The organism is Klebsiella sp. JB_Kp042 (genome assembly GCF_040065275.1).
Taxonomy (GTDB): domain Bacteria; phylum Pseudomonadota; class Gammaproteobacteria; order Enterobacterales; family Enterobacteriaceae; genus Klebsiella; species Klebsiella quasipneumoniae.
Genome location: NZ_JBEAJL010000091.1, coordinates 15,675 through 40,020, shown reverse-complemented (window position 1 = coordinate 40,020; position 24,346 = coordinate 15,675). Strand labels below are relative to the sequence as shown.

Here is a 24,346-nt window from a genome sequence, read left to right as displayed (position 1 = left end):
ACAACTATTTTACAATTTGCCGGGCAGGCAGGCTGCTTTCTGCCCCTTTTCAATGGTATACTGCCTGCTCTTGATTCAAAAATAGTTGATAATTGCAACATTTCATTGAATTAATTCGCTTTCCTTCGTGACTCGCAACTGGAACACGCACGCTATGAGTAAACCCATTGTGATGGAACGCGGTGTTAAGTACCGCGACGCCGATAAAATGGCCCTTATCCCGGTGAAGAACGTGGCAACTGAGCGTGAAGCTCTGCTCAGAAAACCGGAATGGATGAAAATCAAACTTCCGGCAGACTCGTCCCGTATCCAGGGAATCAAAGCAGCGATGCGTAAGAACGGCCTGCACTCCGTGTGCGAAGAGGCCTCCTGCCCGAACCTTGCAGAGTGCTTCAACCACGGTACCGCGACCTTTATGATCCTCGGCGCGATCTGTACCCGCCGTTGCCCATTCTGCGACGTGGCGCATGGCCGCCCGGTCGCGCCAGATGCGAACGAGCCACAGAAGCTGGCGCAAACTATCGCCGATATGGGGCTGCGCTACGTGGTGGTCACTTCGGTGGACCGTGACGACCTGCGCGATGGCGGCGCACAGCATTTTGCCGACTGCATCAGCGCCATTCGCGAGAAAAACCCGACGATTAAAATCGAAACGCTGGTCCCGGATTTCCGCGGCCGCATGGATCGCGCCCTGGATATTCTGACGGTGACCCCGCCGGACGTCTTCAACCACAACCTCGAAAACGTACCGCGCCTCTATCGTCAGGTGCGTCCGGGCGCGGATTACAACTGGTCGCTGAAGCTGCTGGAGCGTTTCAAAGAAGCGCACCCGGAGATCCCGACAAAATCCGGCCTGATGGTGGGCCTGGGCGAAACCAACGACGAGATCATCGAAGTCATGCGCGACCTGCGCCGTCATGGCGTCACCATGCTGACGTTAGGCCAGTATCTGCAGCCGAGCCGTCACCACCTGCCAGTGCAGCGTTACGTTAGCCCGGAAGAGTTTGAAGAGATGAAAGCGGAAGCCATGGCGATGGGCTTCACCCACGCCGCCTGCGGCCCCTTCGTTCGCTCTTCCTATCACGCCGACCTGCAGGCTAAAGGGATGGAAGTTAAATAACCTGCCGCTTCTCCCGCTGCGTCACGTCCTGGCGCAGCGGCGCTCTCCGCTTCATTCGCTTCGCCTTCCCGTAACAGTTAGTTGCATCTTTCCTGCGCGGCGTCGACAAAAACGACAAAGGCCGCAACGTCAAACGTCGCGGCCTCTTCGCCGTACCACCCGCATCCCGCCAGGGGACGCAGCCGGAGAATTACTCTTTATGAGAGAGCTTCTGCGCCGGTGCTTCGTCTTCAGCGGTGGTTTTTTTCGCGCTATCGTCATCTTCGTTCATGGCTTTTTTAAAGCCCTTGATAGCCGATCCCAGGTCGCCGCCCAGCGTACGTAATTTCTTGGTACCAAACACTAAGATAATCAGTGCTGCGACTACCAGCAGTTTGGTAATACTAATCTCACCCATAGCTAACCTTCTTCTCTATACAAGCTGCGAATACGCCATCATACACGCATTTATCCGTCATATTGTAATCCACCTGTGCGTGGGCTGCGTGATTCAGCCCGAGGCCTCCCCTCCGGGAGCGAGCGCTGGGGTGTCCGTCCTGACGTGCACAGCGAATTATTGGGATAAACAATACGGGTATTTGGCGCGCGGACACAATAGCAATCTGTAACAAGGTGAATCAAGCCTTGTTTAAAAAAACGTCACAATAATTGCGGTGGCGCAAACCGTCGGTTCTGCAGCACCGGCAAACGCTCGCGAACCCGCGCAAGGTAGTCTGCGGATATATCGGCATAGATCAGCTGCGGCTCGCTCCCCGCGCCCGCCACGGTGGTCCCCAGCGGATCGACGATGCGGCTCTGCCCGATGTTACGCGTCCCGCATTCGCCTGCCGCCACGACGTAGCAGGTCGTGTCCAGCGCGCGCGCCGCCAGCAGCGTCGCCCAGTGATGCTCTTTTTGCGGCCCTTTCACCCATGCGGTGGGCAGCACCAGCAGCTGCGCCCCGTTCAGCGCCAGCGACAGCGCCAGCTCCGGAAAACGCAGATCGTAACAGGTCATCAGGCCAACGCGGAAACCCGCCACTTCAATCACCGGCGGGATTTGCCGGCCGGGATCCACCCGCCGGGACTCCTGCATTGCGAAGGCGTCGTATAAATGAAGTTTGTGATAATGGGCAATAATCTTCCCTTCACGCAATACCACCAGCGTGTTGGTTGCTCTCCCCTCCCCCGACGGCACATGCAGCGTCAGGATCGTCGTCAGACCGTTACGCGCGCTCTCGGCCAGCAGCAGCTGTAAAAACTCTCCATCCAGCGTTTGGGCCGATTTCACCGACAGATCCGGGTCGTTGTCATCACGTGCCAGCAACGCCTCCGGCAGCACCAGCAGCGCCGCCCCTTCACGCGCCGCCTGCTGCATCATCGCCACACAAGTTTGCGCATTCGTCCGCCATACTGGCGTGACGATAAACTGCCCTGCCGCTACCCGCATGTTTTTCTCCCGTCAGGTTATGAATAGCCAATTGCGCCCGTTGCGCGCTACACTTGACACTCTCTTACATCAAATAGCAGGAAACGACCGTGTTTCAACTTCTTTGCGCCGTGTTTATTGGCGGCGGCACCGGCAGCGTTTTGCGCTGGTGGCTCGGCATGAAGCTCAATCCTGTGCACCATGCTATCCCGATTGGGACGCTGACTGCCAACCTGTTAGGCGCCTTTGTGATCGGCGCCGGGCTGGCGTGGTTTAATAGACTGACCGGCATTGACCCGATGTGGAAACTGCTGATCACCACGGGTTTCTGCGGCGGGTTGACCACCTTCTCCACCTTCTCTGCGGAAGTGGTGTTTCTTCTGCAGCAGGGGCGAGTGAGCTGGGCGCTCCTCAACGTCGCGGTGAACTTGCTGGGCTCGTTTGCCATGACGGCTGTCGCCTTCTGGCTCTTCTCGCAGGCCGCCAGCCGCTAAAGGCGTAATCAACAGGCAAAAAAAAACCCGCTGATTAGCGGGTTTTTATATTCTACTGACGCGTTGCTTACAGAGCGATTACGTTTGCAGCAGAAGGGCCTTTGGCACCGTTAGTGATTTCGAACTCTACGCGCTGACCTTCAGCCAGAGTTTTGAAACCGTTGGACTGGATTGCAGAGAAGTGTACGAATACATCTTTGCTGCCATCTTCCGGAGTAATGAAACCGAATCCTTTGGACTCATTAAACCACTTAACGTTACCTTTAATCTTAGACATCAAAATTACCTTTATATGAAAAATCGACACTAATGCTGTGTCGGGTATCAGTACACCAATTGTGGTACCTTTTGTCCAGTGCAACTTTGCTAAAAAGTGATAAAAGTCGCTATCTTTTTTAGTGGGTAACGCTTTAGTCCTTGTTTTTCCACAAGACGCATCGCTTATCTCATTTATTGCTAAGACTTAGCGAATTAAAACTGTATGCGAGCCCAGGCGAAGTAAACGTTACCGTTATTGTAGGTACCGGGAATATAGGTCATCTGGAACGTTGCCGGACCGTAACCTATTGACGCTAAGGGCAAGATCACCGGAATCGGGATGTAGTTCCAGTTATCGCGCGCCGTCACCCCGAGGGTATAGCCGAGACCGAGGTGGAAGTTCTGGTCCGTCAGCGGACGCCAGGTTTTCTCCCAACCGTAGCCGCCGATGGGTTCCCACTTATTGAAAGAGTCTTTAAACGCCATCAGGTACAGGCCGTGCCAGTTCCCTTTCTCATCCCAGCGCGAAACGCCGAAGCCTGCCCCCCACGGACGTTCATTATACTTGTCCGTCTTTTCCTTATCATAAGCAAAGCGCGCGTGCCAGGTGATGGCTGGAACGTACAGATCATAGTGCTCCGGCTCATTCCAGGTCTGCGCAACGTTATTACTTAAGGTATGGTAACCTTCGCTAAGGGTCGATGAAAACGACGCGCTGGCGTTTCCGGATACCAATAACCATCCTAAAAAACCAAGAGAAAACAATGAAAAACGACGTAACATCAACACTTTTCTATTACCACTTTCATTTAAAAGCCACCTAAGATAGCAAAGATAGTCTCAATACAGGTTGAACGAAATAAGGCAAACTCCTGATTTTCGCCCACTGACCATCAGAACCGCTTAACTATCCATCTGGTGATTATATCCAGGCGGGACGGGAGGGGCGTAGTTCTTATCGCTTTATTGATTTGCATCAGCGAGTTTCGTCCGTTTTTTCGGCACATTCGCACATTAAAATTTGGTGTGGCGCTTTTTAACTACATATTCTTTGGGCTTAGGGGAAATGAATGCTGACGTTTGTTGAGATCCTGATCGGGATTGCGGTCATTGTGGGCGTCGCCCGCTATATCATTAAGGGCTATTCAGCCACCGGCGTGCTGTTCGTCGGCGGCTTAATATTGCTGATCGTCAGCGCCCTGCTGGGTCATAAAGTCTTACCAGGCAATACCGAGGGCACCGGTTACTCCGCCACTGACATTATTGAATACATTAAGATTCTACTCATGAGCCGTGGCGGCGATTTGGGTATGATGATCATGATGCTGTGCGGTTTCGCCACCTATATGACGCATATTGGCGCCAATGATATGGTGGTGAAATTAGCCTCAAAGCCATTGCGCTATATCAATTCGCCCTATCTGCTGATGATTGCCGCCTACTTTGTCGCCTGCCTGATGTCGCTGGCCGTCTCCTCCGCGACCGGCCTCGGCGTCCTGCTGATGGCGACGCTGTTCCCGGTGATGGTAAACGTCGGTATCAGCCGCGGTGCGGCGGCGGCCATCTGCGCCTCCCCGGCGGCGATTATCCTTTCGCCTACCTCGGGTGACGTCGTGCTGGCGGCAAAAGCGGCCGAAATGCCGCTGATCGACTTTGCCTTCAAGACCACGCTGCCGATCTCCATCGCCGCTATCATCTGCATGGCGATCGCCCACTTCTTCTGGCAGCGCTACCTGGATAAGAAAGAGAACATTTCCCACGAAATGCTCGACGTCAACGAGATCACCACCAATGCCCCGGCGCTGTACGCCATCCTGCCGTTTACCCCGATTATTGGCGTACTGATCTTTGATGGCAAATGGGGACCGGAACTGCACATTATTACCATCCTCGTCGGCTGCATGCTGCTGGCGGCGATCCTCGAATTCCTGCGCGGGTTCAACACCAAAAACGTCTTCAGCGGACTGGAAGTCGCCTACCGCGGGATGGCTGACGCCTTCGCCGGCGTGGTGATGCTGCTGGTCGCCGCCGGCGTTTTTGCTCAGGGATTAAGCACCATCGGCTTCATCAACGGTCTGATCTCCATCGCCACCTCCTTCGGCTCGGCCAGTATTATTCTGATGCTGGTGCTGGTGATCCTGACCATGCTGGCAGCGATGACCACCGGCTCCGGCAATGCCCCGTTCTACGCCTTTGTCGAGATGATCCCCAAGCTGGCGCACTCCTCCGGCATCAATCCCGCCTATCTGTCGATCCCGATGCTGCAGGCCTCTAACCTTGGCCGCACGATCTCGCCGGTCTCCGGCGTGGTGGTGGCCGTCGCCGGGATGGCGAAGATCTCCCCGTTCGAAGTGGTCAAACGCACCTCGGTGCCGGTGATGGTTGGCCTGCTGGTGGTGATTGTCGCGACCGAGATCCTCGTCCCGGGCAGCGCGGTCCGCTAATGGTCTAACCACGTGAAAAGGCGCCAGCAGGCGCCTTTTTTATGCTTTAATAACTCCCCGTTATCTTTTGCCATCCACAATCAGGAATAAACATGTTCAGGAAGGAATTCGCCGCGCTTGCCCTTGTGCTTACCGCCACTCAGGCCGGCGCTGAACCGCTCACCGCGACGCGATACGCTGATTTTGACCGCTATGTCCTGGCCCTCTCCTGGCAAACCGGATTCTGTCAGAGCATGTATGACCGTAACCGCAACGAACCGGAAGAGTGCCGCCTGCAGCAGGAAACCGCGAATAAAGCCGATTTTCTGACCGTGCACGGCCTGTGGCCCGGGCTGCCAAAGTCCATTGCCGCGCGCGGAGTGGATGAACGACGCTGGATGCGCTACGGCTGCGCCACGCGCCCGCTGCCCGACATGCCGGAGGTGAAAGCGAACCGCAAATGTCAGGCGGCGGAGACGGGATTGTCGCTGGAGATGGCCAACAAACTGAATAGCGTAATGCCGGGCGCGGGCGGCACCTCCTGCCTCGAACGTTACGAATATGCCAAACATGGTGTCTGCTTCGGCTTCGATCCCGACAGCTATTTTGGCGCCATGGTGCGCCTGAACGGGGAAATTAAGCGCAGCCCGGTTGGTGATTTCCTTGCCAAACACTATGGCCAAACCGTCAGTCGGGCCGACTTCGACGCCGCCGTGGCCCGCGCCTGGGGTCCGCAGAGCGTGAAGGCGTTTAAATTAACCTGTAACGGTAATCCTGCCTATTTGACCGAGATGCAAATCTCGCTCAACGCCGCGACCATCAACGCCCCACTGGCCACCTCCGCCTTTCTGCCCCAGCCTCACCCGGGTAACTGCGGCGCGCAGTTTATCCTCGATAAGGTTGGCCACTAGCGCAACGCGGCATACTGTTCAGAAAACGCCCTTCGCCGGAGGCGTTGCGCGCTGATTGTGCGTTTCATCACTTCAAACTGCCGGCAACTCTCAGTATGATGGGAGAACCTTAACCCTTGCCTTTTTCGGCGAGGGTTTTCTTTTACGGACAGGTTCCTGGATAACATGGAGTATGCAATGACCAGACCCGCAATCATCATTAACGAACTGGATGCCGAACGTATCGACAGGCTGCTGGAGCAGCCGGCTTTCGCCAGCTCGCCGGTTGCCGATGCCCTGAACGACGAGCTCGACCGCGCGCAAATGCTTGCGCCGGAAGCGATGCCGCACGATGTCGTCACCATGAACAGTACGGTTAAATTCCGCGATTTAACCAGCGGTGAAGAGCGCGTGCGGACGCTGGTGTTTCCGACGCAGGTGACCGACAGCGCCAGCCAGCTCTCCGTCCTCGCGCCGGTGGGCGCCGCGCTGCTCGGCCTCAAGGTCGGCAGCACCATTCACTGGGAGCTGCCGGGCGGGGCGTCGACGCACCTGGAAGTGCTGGCGCTGCTGTACCAGCCGGAAGCCGCTGGCGAATTCCACCGTTAATCCCCGCTGCCTGAGGCGTATCGCGCTTTATTCAGAGGATGTCCACACATCCTCTTTCTGCTGTCTTTCCCCCCGCTAACCTTTTTTTACGCTTTGCGCCTGCCTGACTGACAGTTTTGCGACCTGAATGACACAATATCCGCATATAATATGTTGATATAGACGCAAACGAACAAGGAGGATTGCATATGTATAAGACTATCATTATGCCGGTTGATGTCTTTGAGATGGCGCTGAGCGATAAAGCCGTCCGGCATGCGGAGTTTCTGGCCCAGCAGGACGGGGTGATCCATCTGCTCCACGTCTTACCCGGTTCAGCGAGCTTCACGATGAGCCGTTTTACCGCCGACCTGCGGCGTTTTGAGGAACATCTGCAGCACGAGGCGGAAACCCGCCTGCAGACCATGGTCAGCCATTTCAGCATTGACCCATCGCGGATCAAGCTGCATGTGCGTTTCGGCAGCGTGCGCGACATGGTCAACGAACTGGCCAGCGAAATAAACGCCGACGTGGTGGTGATTGGCTCACGCAATCCCTCCATCAGTACTCACCTGTTGGGCTCCAACGCCTCGAGCGTCATCCGTCACGCCCATATCCCGGTGATGGTCGTCAGGTAAGGCTGAGGAAAAGCGCATAAAAAAAGAGGCTACCCCTGGGTAGCCTCTTTGTTATGCAGGTCTATTGTCTGACTTGTTATGCGGTTTTCGTGCGGATCAGATAGTCGAAGGCGCTCAGCGACGCTTTCGCCCCCTCCCCTGCCGCGATGATAATCTGCTTGTACGGCACGGTGGTGCAGTCACCGGCGGCGAATACGCCTTTAACGTTGGTTTCGCACTTCGCATCGATGATGATCTCGCCCATACGGTTACGCTCAACCGCGCCTTCCAGCCAGGTGGTATTAGGCAGCAGGCCGATCTGGACGAAGATGCCCGCCAGCGCGACGTGATGCTCATCGCCGCTCACCCGGTCACGATACTGCAGACCGGTGACCTTGCTGCCGTCGCCTTTCACTTCCGTGGTCTGCGCATTGAGAATGATGTCGACATTCTTCAGACTGCGGACTTTATCCTGCAGCACCTGGTCGGCCTTCATCTCCGGTGCGAATTCCAGCAGGGTCACGTGTTCCACGACGCCCGCCAGGTCGATGGCGGCTTCCACGCCGGAGTTCCCCCCGCCGATCACCGCCACGCGCTTACCTTTAAACAGCGGGCCGTCGCAGTGCGGGCAGTAGGTTACGCCCTTGGTGCGATACTGATCTTCGCCCGGCACGTTCATGTTGCGCCATTTCGCCCCGGTGGCAATGATGACGCTGCGCGCCTTCAGCACCGCGCCGGAGGCGGTTTCGATCTGATGCAGGCCGCCCTCTGTCGCCGCTGGCGTCAGTTTGGTCGCGCTCTGGGAGTCGATCACATCGACGTTATAGTCGCTAACGTGCGCTTTCAGGGCCCCGGCCAGCTTCTGGCCTTCGGTTTTCGGCACCGAAATGTAGTTTTCGATATCCACGGTATCCAGCACCTGGCCGCCGAAGCGCTCGCCCATCAGGCCGGTACGAATCCCTTTACGCGCAGAGTAAACCGCGGCCGCCGCGCCGGACGGGCCGGAACCGACGATCAGCACATCGTAAGCGTCACGCTGATTCAGCTCTTCCGCTGCGCGTTTTTCCGCACCGGTGTCCACTTTGGCGACGATTTCCGTCAGCGTCATCCGCCCCTGACCAAACTCCTGGCCGTTCATGAACACCGCCGGCACGCCCATCACGTTGCGCTCGGTGATCTCATTCTGGAACGTCCCACCGTCAATCGCCGTATGTTTGATACGCGGGTTGAGCACCGCCATCAGGTTCAGCGCCTGGACCACGTCCGGGCAGTTATGGCAGGAGAGCGAGTAGTAGGTTTCAAACTCGAAGTCGCCATCGATATCGCGGATCTGCTCCAGCAGAGACTGAGCCTCTTTCGACGGATGACCGCCGGTCCACAGCAGCGCCAGCACCAGCGAGGTAAACTCGTGGCCCAGCGGGGAGCCCGCAAAGCGTGGGCCCTGGTCGGAACCGGGGTTAGTAATCAGGAACGATGGCTTGCGTACCGCCAGCGTGTTGTCTTCTTTAAAGGTGACTTTGTCTGACAGTTCAGCAATTTCAGCCAGCAGTTCCCTGATTTCTGCCGATTTAGCGCTGTCATCCAGCGTGGCAATCAGCTCAACAGGCTTGGTCAGCTTCTCAAGATAGGCCTTGAGCTGGGTTTTCATGTTGGTGTCGAGCATTGTTATCTCCTGGGCTTAAAACATCATCATGCAAGCGGCCTTGTCAGGCTGCCTGAATGCGCTTGCATCATGGTGTTGGAATGAAATGGGCGCAGGTGCGCCCATGACTGAAGTAATTTCCAAAGTATTTCGCGTCAGAGCAAGGCGGCAAGCTTATGAACCCCCGGGAGCTTACACGAGTAAGTGACCGGGGTGATCAAGCGCAGCCAACGCCGCTATGATGCGAAAGACGCCGTGATTATTAGATTTTGCCGACCAGGTCCAGGGATGGAGCCAGCGTCGCTTCGCCTTCTTTCCATTTCGCCGGGCACACTTCGCCTGGGTGGGAAGCAACATACTGCGCCGCTTTGATTTTACGCAGCAGGTCAGACGCGTCACGGCCGATACCTTCAGCGGTAACTTCGATCGCCTGGATGATACCCTGCGGGTCAACCACGAAGGTGGCGCGGTCAGCCAGACCTTCATCTTCACGCATGTTGTCGAAGTTACGGGTCAGGGCGCCAGTCGGGTCGCCAATCATCGCGTATTTGATTTTCGCGATGGTTTCAGAGCTGCTGTGCCACGCTTTGTGGGTGAAGTGGGTATCGGTAGAAACAGAGTAAACGTCTACGCCCAGCTTCTGCAGTTCTTCGTAATGGTCAGCCACGTCGCCCAGTTCGGTCGGGCAGACGAAGGTGAAGTCAGCCGGATAGAAGAAGAAGACGCTCCAGCGGCCTTCGGTGTCTTTCTCGGTGACTTCGATGAATTCACCATTTTTGAATGCCTGGTTTTTGAACGGTTTGATTTTGGTGTTAATTAAGGACATCTATACTTCCTCCGTGTTTTCGTTGAGGTCTAAGTTAACGAATTTTTCCTGACCCGACCAATGCGTTTACATTATCGAATCAATAAGCGTTATCTAACAACCGGAACAAGACAACTATGTGAACCTGTCGACGCGTTCAGCGCAGTTCGCTGTTTTTCGCATCATTTGCCGCGACAAAAGTAAAAAGGCCACCCTTTCAGGCGGCCCCGTTACCTGAAATACCCGAAGGTAGGTTCAGCGCCAGTCAGACTGGCTATGTGTTGCGCTCTACATTACCTTAATGTAACAGCATCCAGGATTACATCACCCACGCCAGGAAAGGACAATCCGTCGTTCTGCTGATCCTGCCTATAACTGTAATAGGTTTGGCAATGTTTCTTCCTTTCCTGCTGATTTTACAAGGAATACTCATGTTAAAACGTCTGCTGTTGCTCAGCCTTTTACCTTTTTGTAGCTATGCGGAAGAACTGCCCGCCCCGGTAAAAGCAATTGAAAAACAGGGCATTACCATCATCAAACCCTTTGACGCGCCGGGGGGAATGAAGGGCTGGCTGGGGAAATACCAGGATATGGGCGTCGCCATCTACCTCACGCCTGACGGCAAACATGCCATTTCCGGTTATATGTACGACGAAAACGGCAACAACCTCAGCGAGCAGTTATTTCAAAAAGCGCTCTACACGCCGGCGGGACAGGAGATGTGGAAGAAGATGGCCAGCGCCCACTGGCTGCAGGATGGCGACAAGGACGCCCCCATCGTGCTGTATGTCTTTGCCGATCCCTTCTGCCCTTACTGCAAACAGTTCTGGCAGCAGTCCCGTCCCTGGGTGGAGGCCGGTAAAGTGCAGATCCGCACCCTGCTGGTGGGCGTGATCAAGCCGGAGAGCCCGGCCACCGCCGCGGCGATCCTCGCCAGTAAAGATCCGGCGAAAACCTGGCACGATTACGAGCAATCGAACGGCAAAATGGCCCTGACGATACCGAAGGCTATCCCGCCGGAGAAGATGAAAATGCTCAACGTCAACCAGCAGCTAATGGACGATCTGGGGGCCAACGTCACGCCAGCTATTTATTATATGAATAAGGATAATATGCTGCAGCAGGTGGTCGGCCTGCCGGATAAAGAGAAGCTGTCTATTATGATGGGTGAAAAAGAGTAATTTCGTCCCGGTGTGGCGCCTGGCGAATCCGACCGCTGGTGCCACTGCCGATAGTAAGATATATTAAGCAAAACTTAATTTTATTTGCCCACAATTAAATTCACACCGCAAATACTAAGACGCAATATATTATCGTTAGAAATATTTTAACTTATACTGGCAATAAACAGGACTGTGTTAATGGCAAATCTTTACGATCTGAAAAAGTTCGATCTAAATTTATTGGTTATTTTTGAATGTATCTATCAGCATTTAAGCATCAGCAAAGCGGCGGCGATGTTATTTATCACCCCGTCAGCGGTAAGTCAGTCATTACAGCGTCTGCGTCAGCAGTTAGACGATCCGCTATTTGTGCGCGTCGGGAAGGGAATGACGCCCACCACCGCCTGCGTGAATCTTCATTACCACCTGCAGCAAAATCTGGAGCAGCTGGAAAAAACGATCAATCTCAATAACCGCTCCGATCTGCGTAAACGTATTGTAATATATGGCCCCCCGCTGTTCTGTTCAGTAAACAGCCACTTTATGATTAACCAGCTTTGTCATCAGGCCAACTTGCAAATTGAGCATCATAACCTGACCACCACCGAATCGGCTGAGGAGCTGCTGGCATATCGCCAGGCTGACCTGGTGTTCACCCGAATGCCCATCACCAACCGCGCCACCATCTGTCAGCCCTATCAGACGGTGCAGACCCTCGCGGTGTGTCGGACGAACCATCCGCGGCGCGAGGCGCTCACGTCAGTTGACGCGCTGGCGCAGGAGTTTTTCACCCACTATATTACCAACGATCCCGTTATCCAGCGCGTTCAGCAAAGCAGCACGCCCTGGCTGAACCCGCGTAATATTGCCTTTCGCAGCGACTCTTTTATGACCATTCTTAACATGATCAATAAAACCGATTTGATTGGTTTCTTGCCGTCCTATTTATATGATTTTATTTCGCCAGCCATGCAACTTCACGTCCTCGATATAAACGAACTTTTTCCAGACATTACGATATATATTAACTACCATCAATCATCCGCACAAAATCATTTTTTATCTGAATTAATCACCATTTTAATGAATGACAGAGAGATATCACGTCCCCAATTCAATAACAGCCAATAACGATCCGACTTATTGACCCTCCCCAAAGGAAGGGAAAGTCGACCATTAATTTCCCGCTCGTCATCGTTTATACTGAGCGAACGGGAATCTCTACTATTAAAGGATTAATGGTCATGTCGTTTATCAAATATCCCTTAGCGGAATCGGTGCTGCAGGCGACGGAGCAGCGGATCGATTGGGTTATGGATAATTTTTCACGCATTTGCGTCTCTTTCTCTGGCGGAAAAGACTCTACCGTTATGCTCCATTTAACCGCGCAGGCAGCGCGGTTGCAGGGTAAGAAAATCAGTGTGCTGTTTATTGACTGGGAAGCGCAGTTCTCCTGCACCATCGCTCACTGTGAAAAACTGCGCGCCCTCTATCAGGATGTTATCGATACCTTTTACTGGGTCGCCCTGCCGCTCACTACCCAAAATGCCCTGACGCAGTATAAGCCGCAATGGCAATGCTGGCAGCCCGGCACCGCCTGGGTCCGCCAGCCCCCCTCCTGGGCCATTACCCACCCGGGCTATTTTTCGTTTTATCAGCCGGGGATGAGCTTTGAAGCCTTCGTCAGCCACTTTGCCGAGTGGTTTTCACAGCGCCGTCCCGCCGCCGTGCTGGTGGGTATTCGGGCAGATGAGTCGCTGAATCGCTTTATGACCATCTCTTCTCAGCGAAAACAGCGCTTCGCCGACGATAAACCGTGGACCACCTCGGCGCCGGGCGGCCACGCCTGGTACATCTACCCGATCTATGACTGGAAAACCGCCGATGTCTGGACCTGGTTTGCTAAAAGCGGCCAGCCCTATAACCCGCTGTACGATCTGATGTATCAGGCCGGTGTGCCGCTGCGCTATATGCGCATCTGCGAGCCCTTCGGTCCGGAGCAGCGCCAGGGGCTATGGCTGTACCATGTGCTGGAGCCGGAGCGCTGGGCCGCGATGTGCCAGCGGGTGAGCGGCGCGCACAGCGGCGGCGTCTATGCCGGGCATGATAACCAATTCTACGGTCACCGAAAAATCGACAAACCGGACCATTTGACATGGAAAAGCTATGCGCTGTTTCTGCTCGACAGCATGCCGGAAACCACCGCCGAGCATTACCGCAATAAGATCGCCGTCTACCTGCGCTGGTACCAGAAAAAAGGCATGGAAGAGATCCCTGATACTCAGCCCGCGGACGTTGGCACCAAAGATATCCCCTCCTGGCGACGGATCTGCAAAGTGCTACTCAATAATGACTACTGGTGCCGCCAGCTCTCCTTCAGCCCAACCAAAAGCAGCCACTATCAGCGCTACCGAAAACGTATGGAAAAACATCGCCAACAATGGGGGATATTATGCAACAACAACTAACGCAGGCGCTGGAGGATTTCCTGCAAACGCTGGATGACGAAGCGCGTATCGAGGCTATCAACGCGTTTCGCCAGGTGCTCCACCAACACAGCCCCTTCCGCTCGCAGCCCGTTGACTGTGTGCTGTGGGTCAAACAGGAGCAGGTTATCCCGAACGACTATAATCCGAATAACGTGGCGCCGCCGGAGAAGCGCCTGCTGCAGACCTCGCTGGAGGCCGATGGCTTTACCCAGCCGGTGGTGGTCATCAGGCAGGGACCGCAGGGGTACGCGATTGTCGACGGTTTTCACCGCCATGAGCTGGCCTGCAGCAAAGCGTCGCTGAAAAAAAAGCTGAAAGGCTATCTACCGGTCACCTGCCTGACGCATGAAAACGCCTCACGCGACGGGCTGATGGCAGCGACAATACGCCACAACCGGGCGCGCGGACGCCACCAAATTCACGCCATGTCAGATATTGTCCGCGAGCTAACCCGGCTCGGCTGGACGCCGCAGAAGATCGGCAAAGAGCTGGGGATGGATGCCGATGAGGTGCTGCGCCTGAAGCAGATTAGCGGCCTGGCAGAGATGTTCGCCGACCGCCAGTTCTCTCAGGCGTGGACCATAAAGTAACTACAGCTCGCACAAACGCGCCGCCGCGGCCAGCAGGGTCTCCGGTTGTTTAGCGAAGCACAAGCGGATCAGCTTATGCGGGAACGGGTCGGCGCAGAAGACGGAGAGCGGGATCGCCGCCACCCCAACCTCTGTCGTCAGCCAGCGGCAGAAGCTGACGTCGTCAAGGTCGGAGATGGCGCTGTAGTCCGCCAGCAGGAAATAGGTCCCCTCACACGGCAGGAGCTCCAGCCGGCTGGGGCGCAGCGCCTCAATAAACAGATCGCGGCGTTCACGGTAAAAGGCCGGTAGTTCTCGGTAGTGATCCGGCGCCTCGCGCAGCATGTCGGCGATCGCCAGCTGCGCCGGGGTATTTACCGAGAAGGTCAGATACTGGTGCACCTTGCGCAGCTCCGCGCTGATGGCCGCCGGGGCCACGCAGTAGCCAACCTTCCAGCCGGTCATATGAAACGTTTTGCCAAACGAAGAGACCGCCACCGCCCGCTCGCGCAATAGCGGATGCGCCAGCACGCTGGCGTGGCCGTCTTCGGCAAAGTTGATATGCTCATAGACCTCGTCGCTGAGAACATAGATCTCGCGTTCGGCAATCGCCTGCCACAGGGCGGCAAAATCCTCGCGTTGCCAGACCGTGGCCGAGGGATTGTGCGGGGTGTTGAGGATCACCAGCCGGGTTTTGTCGCTCAGCGTCGCGGCAAACTGCTGCCAGTCGACGCGAAAATGCGGCGGCTGAAGGGCAATACGGCGTAATTCGCCACCGGCCAGCGCCACCGCGGGAGCATAGCTGTCGTAGCTGGGATCGAAACAGATCACCTCGTCGCCGCGGCGCACCAGAGCGGTAATCGCCGCGTACAGGGCCTCCGTCGCCCCGGCGGTGACCGTGATATCGCTGTTGACGTCGGGTCGATATCCATACCGCTCCGCCGTCTTGTCAGCGATCGCCTCGCGCAGCGCCGGCACGCCGGTCATCGGGGCATACTGATTCGCCCCCTGCGCCACGTGGTACGCCAGACGCTCCTGAAGATAGCGCGGGCCGTCGAAATCGGGAAAGCCCTGCGACAGGTTTATGGCCTGATGCTGCTGGGCGAGAGCGCTCATCTGGGTAAAAATGGTGGTGCCAAGTGACGGGAGTTTACTCTCTGGAATCAATGGGTTATTACTCATTCTTTTTGTACCGATTGTAATGCTGTTGTTGAAGCCACTATAACACGATGTTAATATTTGGCAATCAAGACGCTTAGACGTCTAAATGCTAATGTTATTCCACGCTACGCCCACTCTGGAGAAACCATGATCCGCGCCATCGTGACCGACATAGAAGGCACCACCAGCGATATCCGCTTCGTGCATAACGTGCTGTTCCCCTACGCCCGCGAACGACTGGCCGGCTTTGTGACCGCTCAACAGCACGCTGAACCGGTGAGAACGATCCTCGACAACTTGCGCCGCGAGACAGACGCCCCCGCCGCCAGCACCGCCGACCTGATTGCTACCCTCTTCGCTTTTATGGACGAAGATCGGAAATCCACTGCGCTGAAGGCGCTGCAGGGGATCATCTGGCGCGATGGCTACCTCAACGGCGACTTTACCGGCCATCTCTACCCGGACGTGCTGCCGGCGCTGGAGAAATGGAAAGCACAGGGCATTGATCTGTATGTATATTCTTCTGGCTCCGTGGCAGCGCAGAAATTGTTATTTGGCTACAGCGATGAAGGTGATATTACTCATCTGTTTACGGGCTATTTCGATACCCTGGTAGGCGCCAAACGCGAAGCGCAGTCCTACCGCAATATTGCTGAACACCTGGGCCACGCCCCCGGGGCCATCCTGTTCCTGTCGGATATCCATCAGGAACTCGACGCCGCCGAAGCCGCGGGGTTGCGCACTGTCCAGCTGGTACGCGGCGACCGCGACCCGGCAAGCCGCCACCCTCAGGTTCAGCGTTTTGACGACATTCATCCGGAGCAGATCCCAGCATGAGCGCATTAACCCTTTTTTCCGTGAAAGATCCGCAAACGCCGGTCTGGCACAGCACCGACGCCAAAGCGATTCAGGAGCAGCTTAACGCCAAAGGCGTCCGTTTTGAGCGCTGGCAGGCTGACCGCGATCTCGGCGCGGCCCCCAGCGCAGAAACTGTGATTGCCGCCTATCAGCATGCGATTGACAAACTGGTCGCCGAAAAGGGCTATCAGAGCTGGGACGTCATCAGCCTGCGCGCCGATAACCCGCAGAAAGAGGCGCTGCGGGAAAAATTCCTGAACGAACACACTCATGGCGAAGACGAGGTGCGGTTTTTTGTCGAGGGCGCCGGCCTGTTCTGCCTGCACATTGGCGACGAGGTGTTCCAGGTGCTGTGCGAAAAGAACGATCTGATTTCGGTTCCCGCCCACACTCCGCACTGGTTTGATATGGGTTCAGAACCGAACTTCACCGCCATTCGCATTTTTGATAACCCGGAAGGCTGGATCGCCCAGTTTACCGGCGACGATATCGCCAGCGCCTACCCACGGCTGGCGTAACGTCGCCCTGTCATCAGCCTTAAACCGCCTGGCGCGCGCTTTCCCGGAGGCGGCGCATACCGCGCCTTCTCCGGGATAGCCGACCCGCCGCCGGCGATCCCTGACACCTAAACCGCAATAAACTTCGGCGGGTCAAAGGCGGTGATCGGCGGCAGTTCCTCTCGCCACGGGGCGATCTCCACCCAACAGCTCTGGGCGCTACAGCCCTGTCCCAGGCGCGAACTGCCGCGATCCTCGGTTAACACGTTGGGATTACCGTGCTTATCGAGAGATCCTTTTTCATTCGGATCCAGAGGGTCATACCAGGCGCCGGTGGACATCTGTACCACCCCCGGCAAAATCTGCTCGCTCAGGTGCACGCCCGCCAGAATCGCCCCACGGTCGTTATACACTTTCACCACGCTGCCTTCGCGAATGTCTCTTGCCTGCGCATCCTGCGGATGCATCCACAACGGCTCGCGTCCCTGAATTTTCGTCGCCCGACTGACGCTGCCGTGGTCGTACTGACTGTGCAGACGGGCGCGCGGCTGACTGGAGAGCAGATGAAGCGGCCAGCGCGCCGCCTCCTGTCGCTGCCGGGCGGCCTCTTCCTCATCCCACCAGGGATGGCCAGGGCATTCGCGATAGCCAAACCCGGCGACGGTAGCGGAAAAGAGTTCAATCTTGCCGGAGGGCGTGGAAAGCGGATAGCGCTGCGGATCGGCGCGAAAATCGGCGAGAAAGACCTGCGGCCGCGCCGGCGCGCTGTACTCCAGCACCCCTTGCTGCCAGAAGTCTTCGAACGGGGGCAGCGCAATGCCCTCCTCCTGCGCCCGCGGTCTTGACTCCTCATAGAGATGGCGCAGCCATTGCCCGGCGTCCCGCCCCTCGCTGAACTGTTCTCCGAAGCCCAACCGCCCGGCAAGATCGAGGAAAATAGCGTAATCATCACGCGCCTCGCCCACCGGCGGGATCTGCGCGCTCATGGCAATCATAAACCCGTCGTGACCGCCGCTGCCGATATCCTCTCGCTCCAGCGAGGTGGTAGCCGGCAGAACGATGTCGGAGAATTTGGCCTGCGCGGTCCAGTACTGCTCATGCACCACCACCGTCTCCGGACGGCGCCAGGCCTCGCACAGTCGGTTAATATCCTGGTGATGATGAAACGCATTGCCTCCCGCCCAGTAGACCAGACGGATGTCGGGATAATGCAGCTGCTGACCGTCGAACTCATAGGCTTCTCCCGGGTGCAACAGCATATCGGACAGCCGCGCCACCGGGATGACGCTGTCCACCGCATTCTCCCCGGCGGGCAGGCGCGGGCCGGAAAACGCTTTTCGCACCGCGCCCGCCAGGTTGGTACAGGCATAGCCAAACCCGAGGCCGCCGCCCGGCGTGCCGATCTGTCCCAGCAGCGCGGTCAGGGCCACCGTCGCCCAGTAGGCCTGCTCCCCCTGACGGGCGCGCTGGATAGACCAGGAGATATTCACCATCGTCCGGTGGCGGGCCATCTCCCGCGCCAGGTCGGCGATGCGCTGCGCGTCCAGGCCGGTTATCGCCGCCGCCCACGCCGGGGTTTTCGCCACGCCGTCATGCTCGCCCAACAGATAGGCGCGATAGGGGGCAAACCCGACGGTATGGCTGGCGACAAACGCCTGGTCGTAGAGGGACTCAGCGATCAGCACATAGCTCAGCGCCAGCAGCAGTGCGGTATCGGTGCCCGGCCGAATAGCCAGCCACTCGGCGTCGGCCACTGCGCTGAGGTCATTGCGCACCGGACTGATATTAATAAACCGCGTGCCGTTGGCCTGCATCTTATCCAGCCAGTACGGCAGCATATGGTCATTGGCGCCGCCGCCGTTGACCTGGGCATTGCGCAGCGGCAGACCGCCAATTGCGACAAACAGCTGACACTCCCGCGCCAGCTCGGAAAAATGGGTATGCTGACGGTGCAGCGGGCTCAGCGGCCCGAGAATATGCGGCAGAATGCGCTCGCCCGCGGCGCTGCTATAGGTATTGGTGCTGGCGGTATACCCGCCAAAGCCCTTAAGAAAACGGTGCAGCTGGCTCTGCGCATGGTGAAAGCGCCCGGCGCTGGCCCAGCCGTAGGAGCCGCCGTAAATCGCCGCATTGCCGCAGCGCGCCTTGACCGAGCGCAGCTCGCGAGCCACCAGGTCCAGGGCCACCTCCCAGCTGACTTCGACAAAGGGCTCCTTGCCTCGTCCTTCTCGTGACGCCGGCCCGTGCTGCAGATAGCCGACGCGCACCGCCGGGCGGCGAATGCGCGTTTGGCTGGTCACCGCGTCGGGGAGCGATTGACCGATGCGTGAGGGGTTTTTATCCCAGGGCACCGGCTTAACCGCCACGATCTCGCCCTCGCGGCTCTCCACCTGCCAGGTTCCCCAGTGCATCACCGTATAATTATGCTGTTTCTTCATAGCGCCCGCGTTCTTCTCAGCCTAAGGTTCGTTAAAATAAAGCGGGGAAATGCGGTAATATTGTTTACCCGGCCAGACATTGCTCTGCTAAAAAAAGCATTAGCCCGCGCAATCTTCTCTTTTTCGCAGTAGAGGCCGTATTTCCCATGCACTCATAATATTAAGAAAACTGTCTTTATCCGCTAAATAAACACAGAACAAACCAAAAATAAAACCACAAAATAAAAAGGCCTAGCCGGCATCATGAAATATTTTCAGGTTCTTCATGACAAAATAAACTTTTTCTCTGGCGTTTCCGCGATATAACATTGCCGGCATAACTTAGACTTATTTTGTATTTGAGGTGGCGAGGTGCTTCTTGTCATGCTACCGGTCCGCAACCACCTTCATCACAGGATCATAATAACAATGTCGCAGAAGAAAAAATTATTGCCTGCCGCGCTGGGACTGCTTTCCCTTGCCTCGCTGAGCGTCACCGCCGCTGACGCCCTCTCCTTACAGGGAAAAACCATTGGCGTTGCCGTCGTAGGCACCCAGCATTTCTGGGATCGCGAGGCTTTCAAAGGCGCGACAGAAGAAGTGGAGAAGCTGGGGGGCAAAGTCATTGGCGTCGATGGCGGCCGGGATAATCAGGTTCATGCCAATAATCACGATATTTTACTGTCACGCAAGGTGGACGCGGTAATTAGTATTCTCGGCGACAGCGCCGTCGAACCCAAATTTAAAGCCTTACGTGATGCCGGCATCCCGGTATTCACCGTGGATCATGTTTCACAATATTCGGTCAACAATTCCACCTCCGATAACTACACTCTGGGCTCCACCATCGGTCGCTACATGGCGGACGAATTAGGCGGCAAAGGTAATGTGGCGGTATTTAACGCGTTCTCCAGCGCGCTGCGTATTTGCGGAATTCGCTACGATCAGTGGAAATATGTCCTTAAGGATTATCCGGATATTCATATTATCCAGCCTGAACTCGCGGAACAGTTCGCCAACTCGCCGGAAGACGCGCGGAAGAAAACCCTCGAATTACTCAGCCAGTATCCGAAAGGCAAACTGGATGCCATCCATGTCGCCTGCTGGGATCAACCGGCCATCGGCATCGTCCAGGCGCTGGAAGAGACCGGTCGTGATAAGGACGTGAAAGTGACGGCCATCGATGCCGGCCCGGAGACACTGGAGATCATGGCGGAGCCCGGCAGCCCCTTCGTGGCTAACGTCGCGCAGCAGCCGCATCTGATCGGCCAGACCTCCGCCGATAACGTGGCCCGCTACTTTGCCGGTCAGAAACTGCCGGTGCAAACCTTTATCCCGGTCATACCGGTGAAAGGTCCGCAGGAAGCGAAAGCGGTGTATAAACAGTTGGGATACGGCGAACTGCAGTGATAAATCAACACCCTGGCGGGGAGCGCCCCGCCGCGGGTCTGGTCATGGACCAGATCGGCAAACGTTTTGCCAGCGTAACGGCGCTTAATGCGGTTACCCTGCGCCTCAATCCGGGGGAAATTCATGGCCTGATTGGCGAGAACGGCGCCGGTAAATCGACGCTGATCAAAATCCTCGCCGGCGTCTATCAGGCCGACAGCGGCAGCGCGACCCTCGACGGCCGCCCGCTGCCCCTCGGCAACCCGGCAGCCATCGAAGCCGCCGGCATCCGCGTGATCCACCAGGAGCTCAACCTGATCCCGCACTTTACCGTCGCGGAATCGGTGTTTCTGGGTCAGGAGTATCGCACCCGCTGGGGGGCGCTGGATCGCCGACGGATGAGGGCCGCCACGGCGCAATTTTTCCAGCAAAACTGGCAGCTGGCGATCGACCCCGAACGTCTGGTGCGGGATCTGAGCCTGGCCGAGCGCAAGCTGGTGCAAATCGCCCGCGCGCTGATCGACGGCGCGGCGCGGCTGGTGGTGTTCGACGAGCCCACCGCCCCCCTCGAGGCCCAGGAGGCCAGTCTGGTCTCCTCCGCCATTCTGCGCCTGCGCGACCAGGGCATTGCCATTCTGTATATTTCCCACTACCTCAATGAGATAGCCACCCTCTGCGACCGCGGCACCGTGCTGCGCAACGGGGAAGTGGTCGGCTACCCGGACCGCGACCTGCTGCAGAATACCGAGACGCTGATCGCCATGATGGTCGGCCGGGAAATCGACCAGCTGTATACCCCGCGCCAGCGCCCGGCGGCAGACAACGGGGCGGCTCCATTACTCTCGGTGCGCCAGCTGAGCGACGGACGGCAGCTACAGGACCTCTCTTTTGATATTCACCCGGGGGAGATCGTCGGCGTCGCCGGCCTGCTCGGCGCCGGGCGCGATGTGCTGGTCGACTTACTCTACGGCTTACGCCCGGCGGAGCGCGGTACGATCCACCTCGACGGCCAGCCGCGACGTATCCGTACGCCAAAGCAGGCGATCCGCGCCGGAATGGCGCTGGTCCCGCGTGACCGCCGTCATCAGGGGCTGATCCTGCCTTTCACCACCGCTGACAACATTAATCTCGCCTCGCTGCCGGAGACCGCCACCTTTGGCTGGGAGCGGCGGGGGCTTGCCGAGCAGAAAGCGCGCGACTGGATAGCGCAGCTGGCGATCCGCCCGGGACGCCCGGCCCTGCCGGTACGCTACATGAGCGGCGGCAACCAGCAAAAAGCGATCCTCGCCCGCTGGCTCGGTACCGATGCCCGGCTGTTTATTCTCGATGAACCCACCCTTGGGGTTGATATCGGCGCCCGCCGCGATATTTATCAACGTACGCGCCGGCTGGCCGATCAAGGACGGGCGGTGCTGGTCTCCTCCAGCGACGCCACCGAATTACTCGGACTATGCGACCGGATCCTCGTCCTCTGGCGCGGCGCGCTGGCGGCCAATCTGCCCACCCGCGGGCTGACCCTCGACGCCCTGCTGGTGGCGATCAATGGCGGACAGGAGCCTTCACCATGAGTACCGCTATCCAGCGTCGCAGCCGTCCGGGCCTGGCGACGATTATTGAAAAATTCCCCCTGATCCTGTTTCTGGCGCTGCTGGTGTGGCTGAGCGTGCAGTCGCCCTACTTCCTCAGCTGGCAAAATATCAGCCTGATGCTGGTCCAGAGCGTTCCGCTGGCGATCCTCTGTTTCGGCCTGGTCTGCGTCATCGCCGTTGGCGGAGATGACGTGGTCTCCGGCGGCATCGACCTCTCCCTGCCGGCGACCGCGGTGCTCGGCGTCGCGCTGCTCAGCCTTGGGCTGGCCGAATGGCACACGCCGTATCTCCTGCTGCTGGCGCTGCTGACGGCGGTTTGCCTGCTCTGCGGGGCGATCAACGGCTTCCTGGTGCTGGCGGCCGGCCTGCCGCCGCTGCTGGCCACCCTCTCGACCTCGGTGGCGTTTACCGGCCTGACGGACCTGTTGACCGGCCAGCGGCGCATCGCGGTCAGCGATCCGCTGATGGTCGCCTTTCGCGAAAACAGCGTGCTGGGCCTGCCCTGGCCGCTGGTCTATCTGCTGGGGGTGTTTATCCTGTTCCAGTTCCTGCTCCATCACTCCCGCTTCGGCCAGCATGTGCAGGCGGTGGGCGGCAATCGCGATATGGCGCAGATGAGCGGCCTGAACGTGCGCCGCTTAACCTTGCTGGTCTGGCTGTTAGCGGGCATCGCCGCCGGGCTGGCTATTCTGCCGCTGCTCAGCCAGGGCTCCGGCAGCTCCAGCGGAACGGCTACGCCGCTGCTGCTGGAAACCGTGCTGGCGACCTTTATCGGCGCCGCCTTCTCGCGTCGTCGGGTGGTCACCATCTGGGGCGCGCTGCTGGGGGCGATTCTGGTTAACGCCCTCTCTAACGGGCTCGGCCTGCTGGGGGTCAATATCTTCTGGATGGGCGCCATTAAAGGCGGCCTGATCCTGGTGGTGCTGGCGGCATCGGCGGTCAGACACAAAGGAGGCGAGGCATGAGCCAAATCACCTTGAAAACCCCAGCGCCTGCGGAACAGACGGTCAGCAGCCCGCTGGCCTGGCTGTCGCGGGCCGGATTCGGCGTCATCACCCTGCTGGCCATTGCCCTGTTCGGCTGGGCGAATCCGGTATTTTTAACCGTGGATAACTGGGCCAACCTGCTGCAGGGCAGCGCGATCCTGCTGATTGTGGCGATGGCGATGACCTTGATCGTCAGCGCGGGCGCGATTGACCTGTCGGTAGGCGTCGCGCTCGATTTTGGCGCCGCCTTCGCCCTCGTCGCCCTGAAAACCTGGCATCTGCCGTGGCAGGCGGCGGTGGGCTGCGCCCTGCTCGGCGGGGTGCTGATTGGCCTGCTCAATGCCTTTCTGATCCTCATCTGCCGGATCCGCCCCTTCCTCGCCACCCTCGGCACCTGGTTTATCGCCAGCAGCGCCGAACGCATCTATACCGATGGCGGCGGCGCGATAGCCTATCGGCGGATGGCCCCCGAGTATCACGACCTGGCGGTGGGTAACCTTGGCGGCATCCCCACGCCGGTCGCGATCGTGCTGGCGCTGTGGCTGGCGGCCTGGCTGGTCACCGAGCGTACCCTGTGGGGCAAATATATCCGCGCCATCGGTCAGAACAGCGAAGCGGCGCGCATCGCCGGGATCCGCGATCGCCTGACCATGCTCGGCGTGCTGGTGGCCGCCTCGGCCCTCTGCGCCGTCGGCGGGGTGATCCTCTCCGCCAACCTGCGGCAATTTACCCCGCTGGCCGGGCAGTCTTATCTGATGGACGCCATTGCGGCGGTGTTTATCGGCACCGCCTTTAACCGTCTGGGCCGGGTCAGCATCGCCGGCACGCTGGGCGGCGTGCTGTTCCTCGCCATTATTGATAATGGTCTGAACCTGATGGGGCTCAATTATCTGGTGAAAGACGCGCTGGTCGGCGTGATTCTGGTGGTGGCCCTCGCCCTATCCTTCTGGCAGGCGCGCCTGCGCCAAACGCATCGCTAAACGG

General features: G+C 57.8%; 24 protein-coding genes. 16 read left to right on the top strand and 8 right to left on the bottom strand.

Annotated features, from left to right (window positions below):
* Positions 1-154: 154 nt before the first annotated feature.
* Complete coding sequence (gene lipA / locus ABLV54_RS17065) at positions 155-1,120, top strand: lipoyl synthase (RefSeq protein WP_023288828.1); 966 nt, start codon at positions 155-157, stop codon at positions 1,118-1,120.
* A 190-nt stretch (positions 1,121-1,310) separates the two neighbouring features.
* Here the strand turns inward: lipA and tatE are convergent, their stop codons facing one another.
* On the bottom strand, positions 1,311-1,517 hold the full coding sequence (gene tatE, locus ABLV54_RS17060; RefSeq protein ID WP_023288827.1) for a twin-arginine translocase subunit TatE: 207 nt from the start codon (positions 1,515-1,517) through the stop codon (positions 1,311-1,313).
* A 242-nt stretch (positions 1,518-1,759) separates the two neighbouring features.
* Positions 1,760-2,548 carry a deaminated glutathione amidase gene (locus ABLV54_RS17055; RefSeq protein ID WP_050532987.1) on the bottom strand — a complete coding sequence of 263 codons (789 nt, stop codon included), beginning with the start codon at positions 2,546-2,548 and terminating at the stop codon, positions 1,760-1,762.
* A gap of 89 nt (positions 2,549-2,637) precedes the next feature.
* On the opposite strand from ABLV54_RS17055, the gene crcB reads away from it, so the two are divergent.
* On the top strand, positions 2,638-3,021 hold the full coding sequence (gene crcB, locus ABLV54_RS17050; protein WP_002894459.1) for a fluoride efflux transporter CrcB: 384 nt from the start codon (positions 2,638-2,640) through the stop codon (positions 3,019-3,021).
* A 67-nt stretch (positions 3,022-3,088) separates the two neighbouring features.
* Here the strand turns inward: crcB and cspE are convergent, their stop codons facing one another.
* The gene (gene cspE / locus ABLV54_RS17045; RefSeq protein ID WP_002439184.1) at positions 3,089-3,298 is read right to left on the bottom strand and encodes a transcription antiterminator/RNA stability regulator CspE; all 210 of its coding nucleotides are present in this window, start codon (positions 3,296-3,298) and stop codon (positions 3,089-3,091) included.
* 194 nt (positions 3,299-3,492) lie between these two features.
* The gene (pagP, locus tag ABLV54_RS17040) at positions 3,493-4,014 is read right to left on the bottom strand and encodes a lipid IV(A) palmitoyltransferase PagP (protein WP_023288825.1); all 522 of its coding nucleotides are present in this window, start codon (positions 4,012-4,014) and stop codon (positions 3,493-3,495) included.
* A 335-nt stretch (positions 4,015-4,349) separates the two neighbouring features.
* Here pagP and dcuC point away from each other — a divergent pair, with 335 nt between their 5' ends.
* The 4 genes from dcuC to uspG all read left to right on the top strand — a co-directional run bounded on the left by dcuC (position 4,350) and on the right by uspG (position 7,818).
* Positions 4,350-5,723, top strand: a complete 1,374-nt coding sequence (gene dcuC, locus ABLV54_RS17035; RefSeq protein ID WP_048297043.1) for an anaerobic C4-dicarboxylate transporter DcuC — start codon at positions 4,350-4,352, stop codon at positions 5,721-5,723.
* Positions 5,724-5,815: 92 nt separating this feature from the next.
* Positions 5,816-6,613, top strand: coding sequence for a ribonuclease I (gene rna / locus ABLV54_RS17030; protein WP_023288823.1), 798 nt, complete (start codon positions 5,816-5,818; stop codon positions 6,611-6,613).
* A gap of 177 nt (positions 6,614-6,790) precedes the next feature.
* The gene (gene rnk, locus ABLV54_RS17025) at positions 6,791-7,201 is read left to right on the top strand and encodes a nucleoside diphosphate kinase regulator (protein ID WP_032455114.1); all 411 of its coding nucleotides are present in this window, start codon (positions 6,791-6,793) and stop codon (positions 7,199-7,201) included.
* 188 nt (positions 7,202-7,389) lie between these two features.
* Positions 7,390-7,818 (top strand): universal stress protein UspG, encoded by a 429-nt coding sequence (gene uspG, locus ABLV54_RS17020; protein ID WP_002894401.1) that lies wholly within the window; start codon positions 7,390-7,392, stop codon positions 7,816-7,818.
* A 76-nt stretch (positions 7,819-7,894) separates the two neighbouring features.
* Here uspG and ahpF read toward each other — a convergent pair whose 3' ends face one another.
* On the bottom strand, positions 7,895-9,460 hold the full coding sequence (ahpF, locus tag ABLV54_RS17015; RefSeq protein ID WP_017899084.1) for an alkyl hydroperoxide reductase subunit F: 1,566 nt from the start codon (positions 9,458-9,460) through the stop codon (positions 7,895-7,897).
* A gap of 241 nt (positions 9,461-9,701) precedes the next feature.
* Positions 9,702-10,265 (bottom strand): alkyl hydroperoxide reductase subunit C, encoded by a 564-nt coding sequence (gene ahpC, locus ABLV54_RS17010; protein ID WP_002894394.1) that lies wholly within the window; start codon positions 10,263-10,265, stop codon positions 9,702-9,704.
* A gap of 410 nt (positions 10,266-10,675) precedes the next feature.
* On the opposite strand from ahpC, the gene dsbG reads away from it, so the two are divergent.
* The 4 genes from dsbG (at position 10,676) to ABLV54_RS16990 (ending at position 14,486) form a co-directional block, all read left to right on the top strand.
* Positions 10,676-11,425 carry a thiol:disulfide interchange protein DsbG gene (gene dsbG, locus ABLV54_RS17005; RefSeq protein WP_023288821.1) on the top strand — a complete coding sequence of 250 codons (750 nt, stop codon included), beginning with the start codon at positions 10,676-10,678 and terminating at the stop codon, positions 11,423-11,425.
* A gap of 180 nt (positions 11,426-11,605) precedes the next feature.
* Positions 11,606-12,538: a LysR family transcriptional regulator gene (locus ABLV54_RS17000; RefSeq protein ID WP_044521604.1), complete on the top strand. Its 933-nt coding sequence runs from the start codon at positions 11,606-11,608 to the stop codon at positions 12,536-12,538.
* A gap of 113 nt (positions 12,539-12,651) precedes the next feature.
* Positions 12,652-13,875 carry a DUF3440 domain-containing protein gene (locus tag ABLV54_RS16995; protein WP_050532988.1) on the top strand — a complete coding sequence of 408 codons (1,224 nt, stop codon included), beginning with the start codon at positions 12,652-12,654 and terminating at the stop codon, positions 13,873-13,875.
* A complete protein-coding gene (locus ABLV54_RS16990; protein ID WP_023288818.1) occupies positions 13,860-14,486 on the top strand; it encodes a ParB/RepB/Spo0J family partition protein in 627 nt (208 codons plus the stop codon). The genes ABLV54_RS16995 and ABLV54_RS16990 overlap by 16 nt, the downstream gene beginning before the upstream one ends.
* Here the strand turns inward: ABLV54_RS16990 and ABLV54_RS16985 are convergent, their stop codons facing one another.
* Positions 14,487-15,632: a pyridoxal phosphate-dependent aminotransferase gene (locus ABLV54_RS16985; protein WP_072096474.1), complete on the bottom strand. Its 1,146-nt coding sequence runs from the start codon at positions 15,630-15,632 to the stop codon at positions 14,487-14,489. It abuts the gene before it with no gap.
* 141 nt (positions 15,633-15,773) lie between these two features.
* Between ABLV54_RS16985 and mtnC the strand changes: the two genes are divergently transcribed.
* Positions 15,774-16,463 carry an acireductone synthase gene (gene mtnC, locus ABLV54_RS16980; RefSeq protein WP_023288816.1) on the top strand — a complete coding sequence of 230 codons (690 nt, stop codon included), beginning with the start codon at positions 15,774-15,776 and terminating at the stop codon, positions 16,461-16,463.
* Positions 16,460-17,002, top strand: coding sequence for an acireductone dioxygenase (locus ABLV54_RS16975; protein WP_023288815.1), 543 nt, complete (start codon positions 16,460-16,462; stop codon positions 17,000-17,002). Before mtnC ends, ABLV54_RS16975 begins: the two co-directional genes overlap by 4 nt.
* Positions 17,003-17,109: 107 nt before the next feature.
* Here ABLV54_RS16975 and ABLV54_RS16970 read toward each other — a convergent pair whose 3' ends face one another.
* Positions 17,110-19,419, bottom strand: a complete 2,310-nt coding sequence (locus ABLV54_RS16970) for a molybdopterin-dependent oxidoreductase (RefSeq protein ID WP_050532990.1) — start codon at positions 19,417-19,419, stop codon at positions 17,110-17,112.
* Positions 19,420-19,827: 408 nt separating this feature from the next.
* On the opposite strand from ABLV54_RS16970, the gene ABLV54_RS16965 reads away from it, so the two are divergent.
* The 4 genes from ABLV54_RS16965 to ABLV54_RS16950 are packed head-to-tail and all read left to right on the top strand — an operon-like array spanning position 19,828 to position 24,342.
* Entirely contained in the window at positions 19,828-20,808 is a 981-nt protein-coding gene (locus tag ABLV54_RS16965; protein ID WP_049015310.1) for a sugar ABC transporter substrate-binding protein, read from the top strand.
* A gap of 44 nt (positions 20,809-20,852) precedes the next feature.
* Positions 20,853-22,355 carry a sugar ABC transporter ATP-binding protein gene (locus tag ABLV54_RS16960; RefSeq protein ID WP_348814199.1) on the top strand — a complete coding sequence of 501 codons (1,503 nt, stop codon included), beginning with the start codon at positions 20,853-20,855 and terminating at the stop codon, positions 22,353-22,355.
* On the top strand, positions 22,352-23,341 hold the full coding sequence (locus tag ABLV54_RS16955) for an ABC transporter permease (RefSeq protein ID WP_050532992.1): 990 nt from the start codon (positions 22,352-22,354) through the stop codon (positions 23,339-23,341). Before ABLV54_RS16960 ends, ABLV54_RS16955 begins: the two co-directional genes overlap by 4 nt.
* A complete protein-coding gene (locus tag ABLV54_RS16950) occupies positions 23,338-24,342 on the top strand; it encodes an ABC transporter permease (RefSeq protein ID WP_032455105.1) in 1,005 nt (334 codons plus the stop codon). The genes ABLV54_RS16955 and ABLV54_RS16950 overlap by 4 nt, the downstream gene beginning before the upstream one ends.
* Positions 24,343-24,346: the final 4 nt, after the last annotated feature.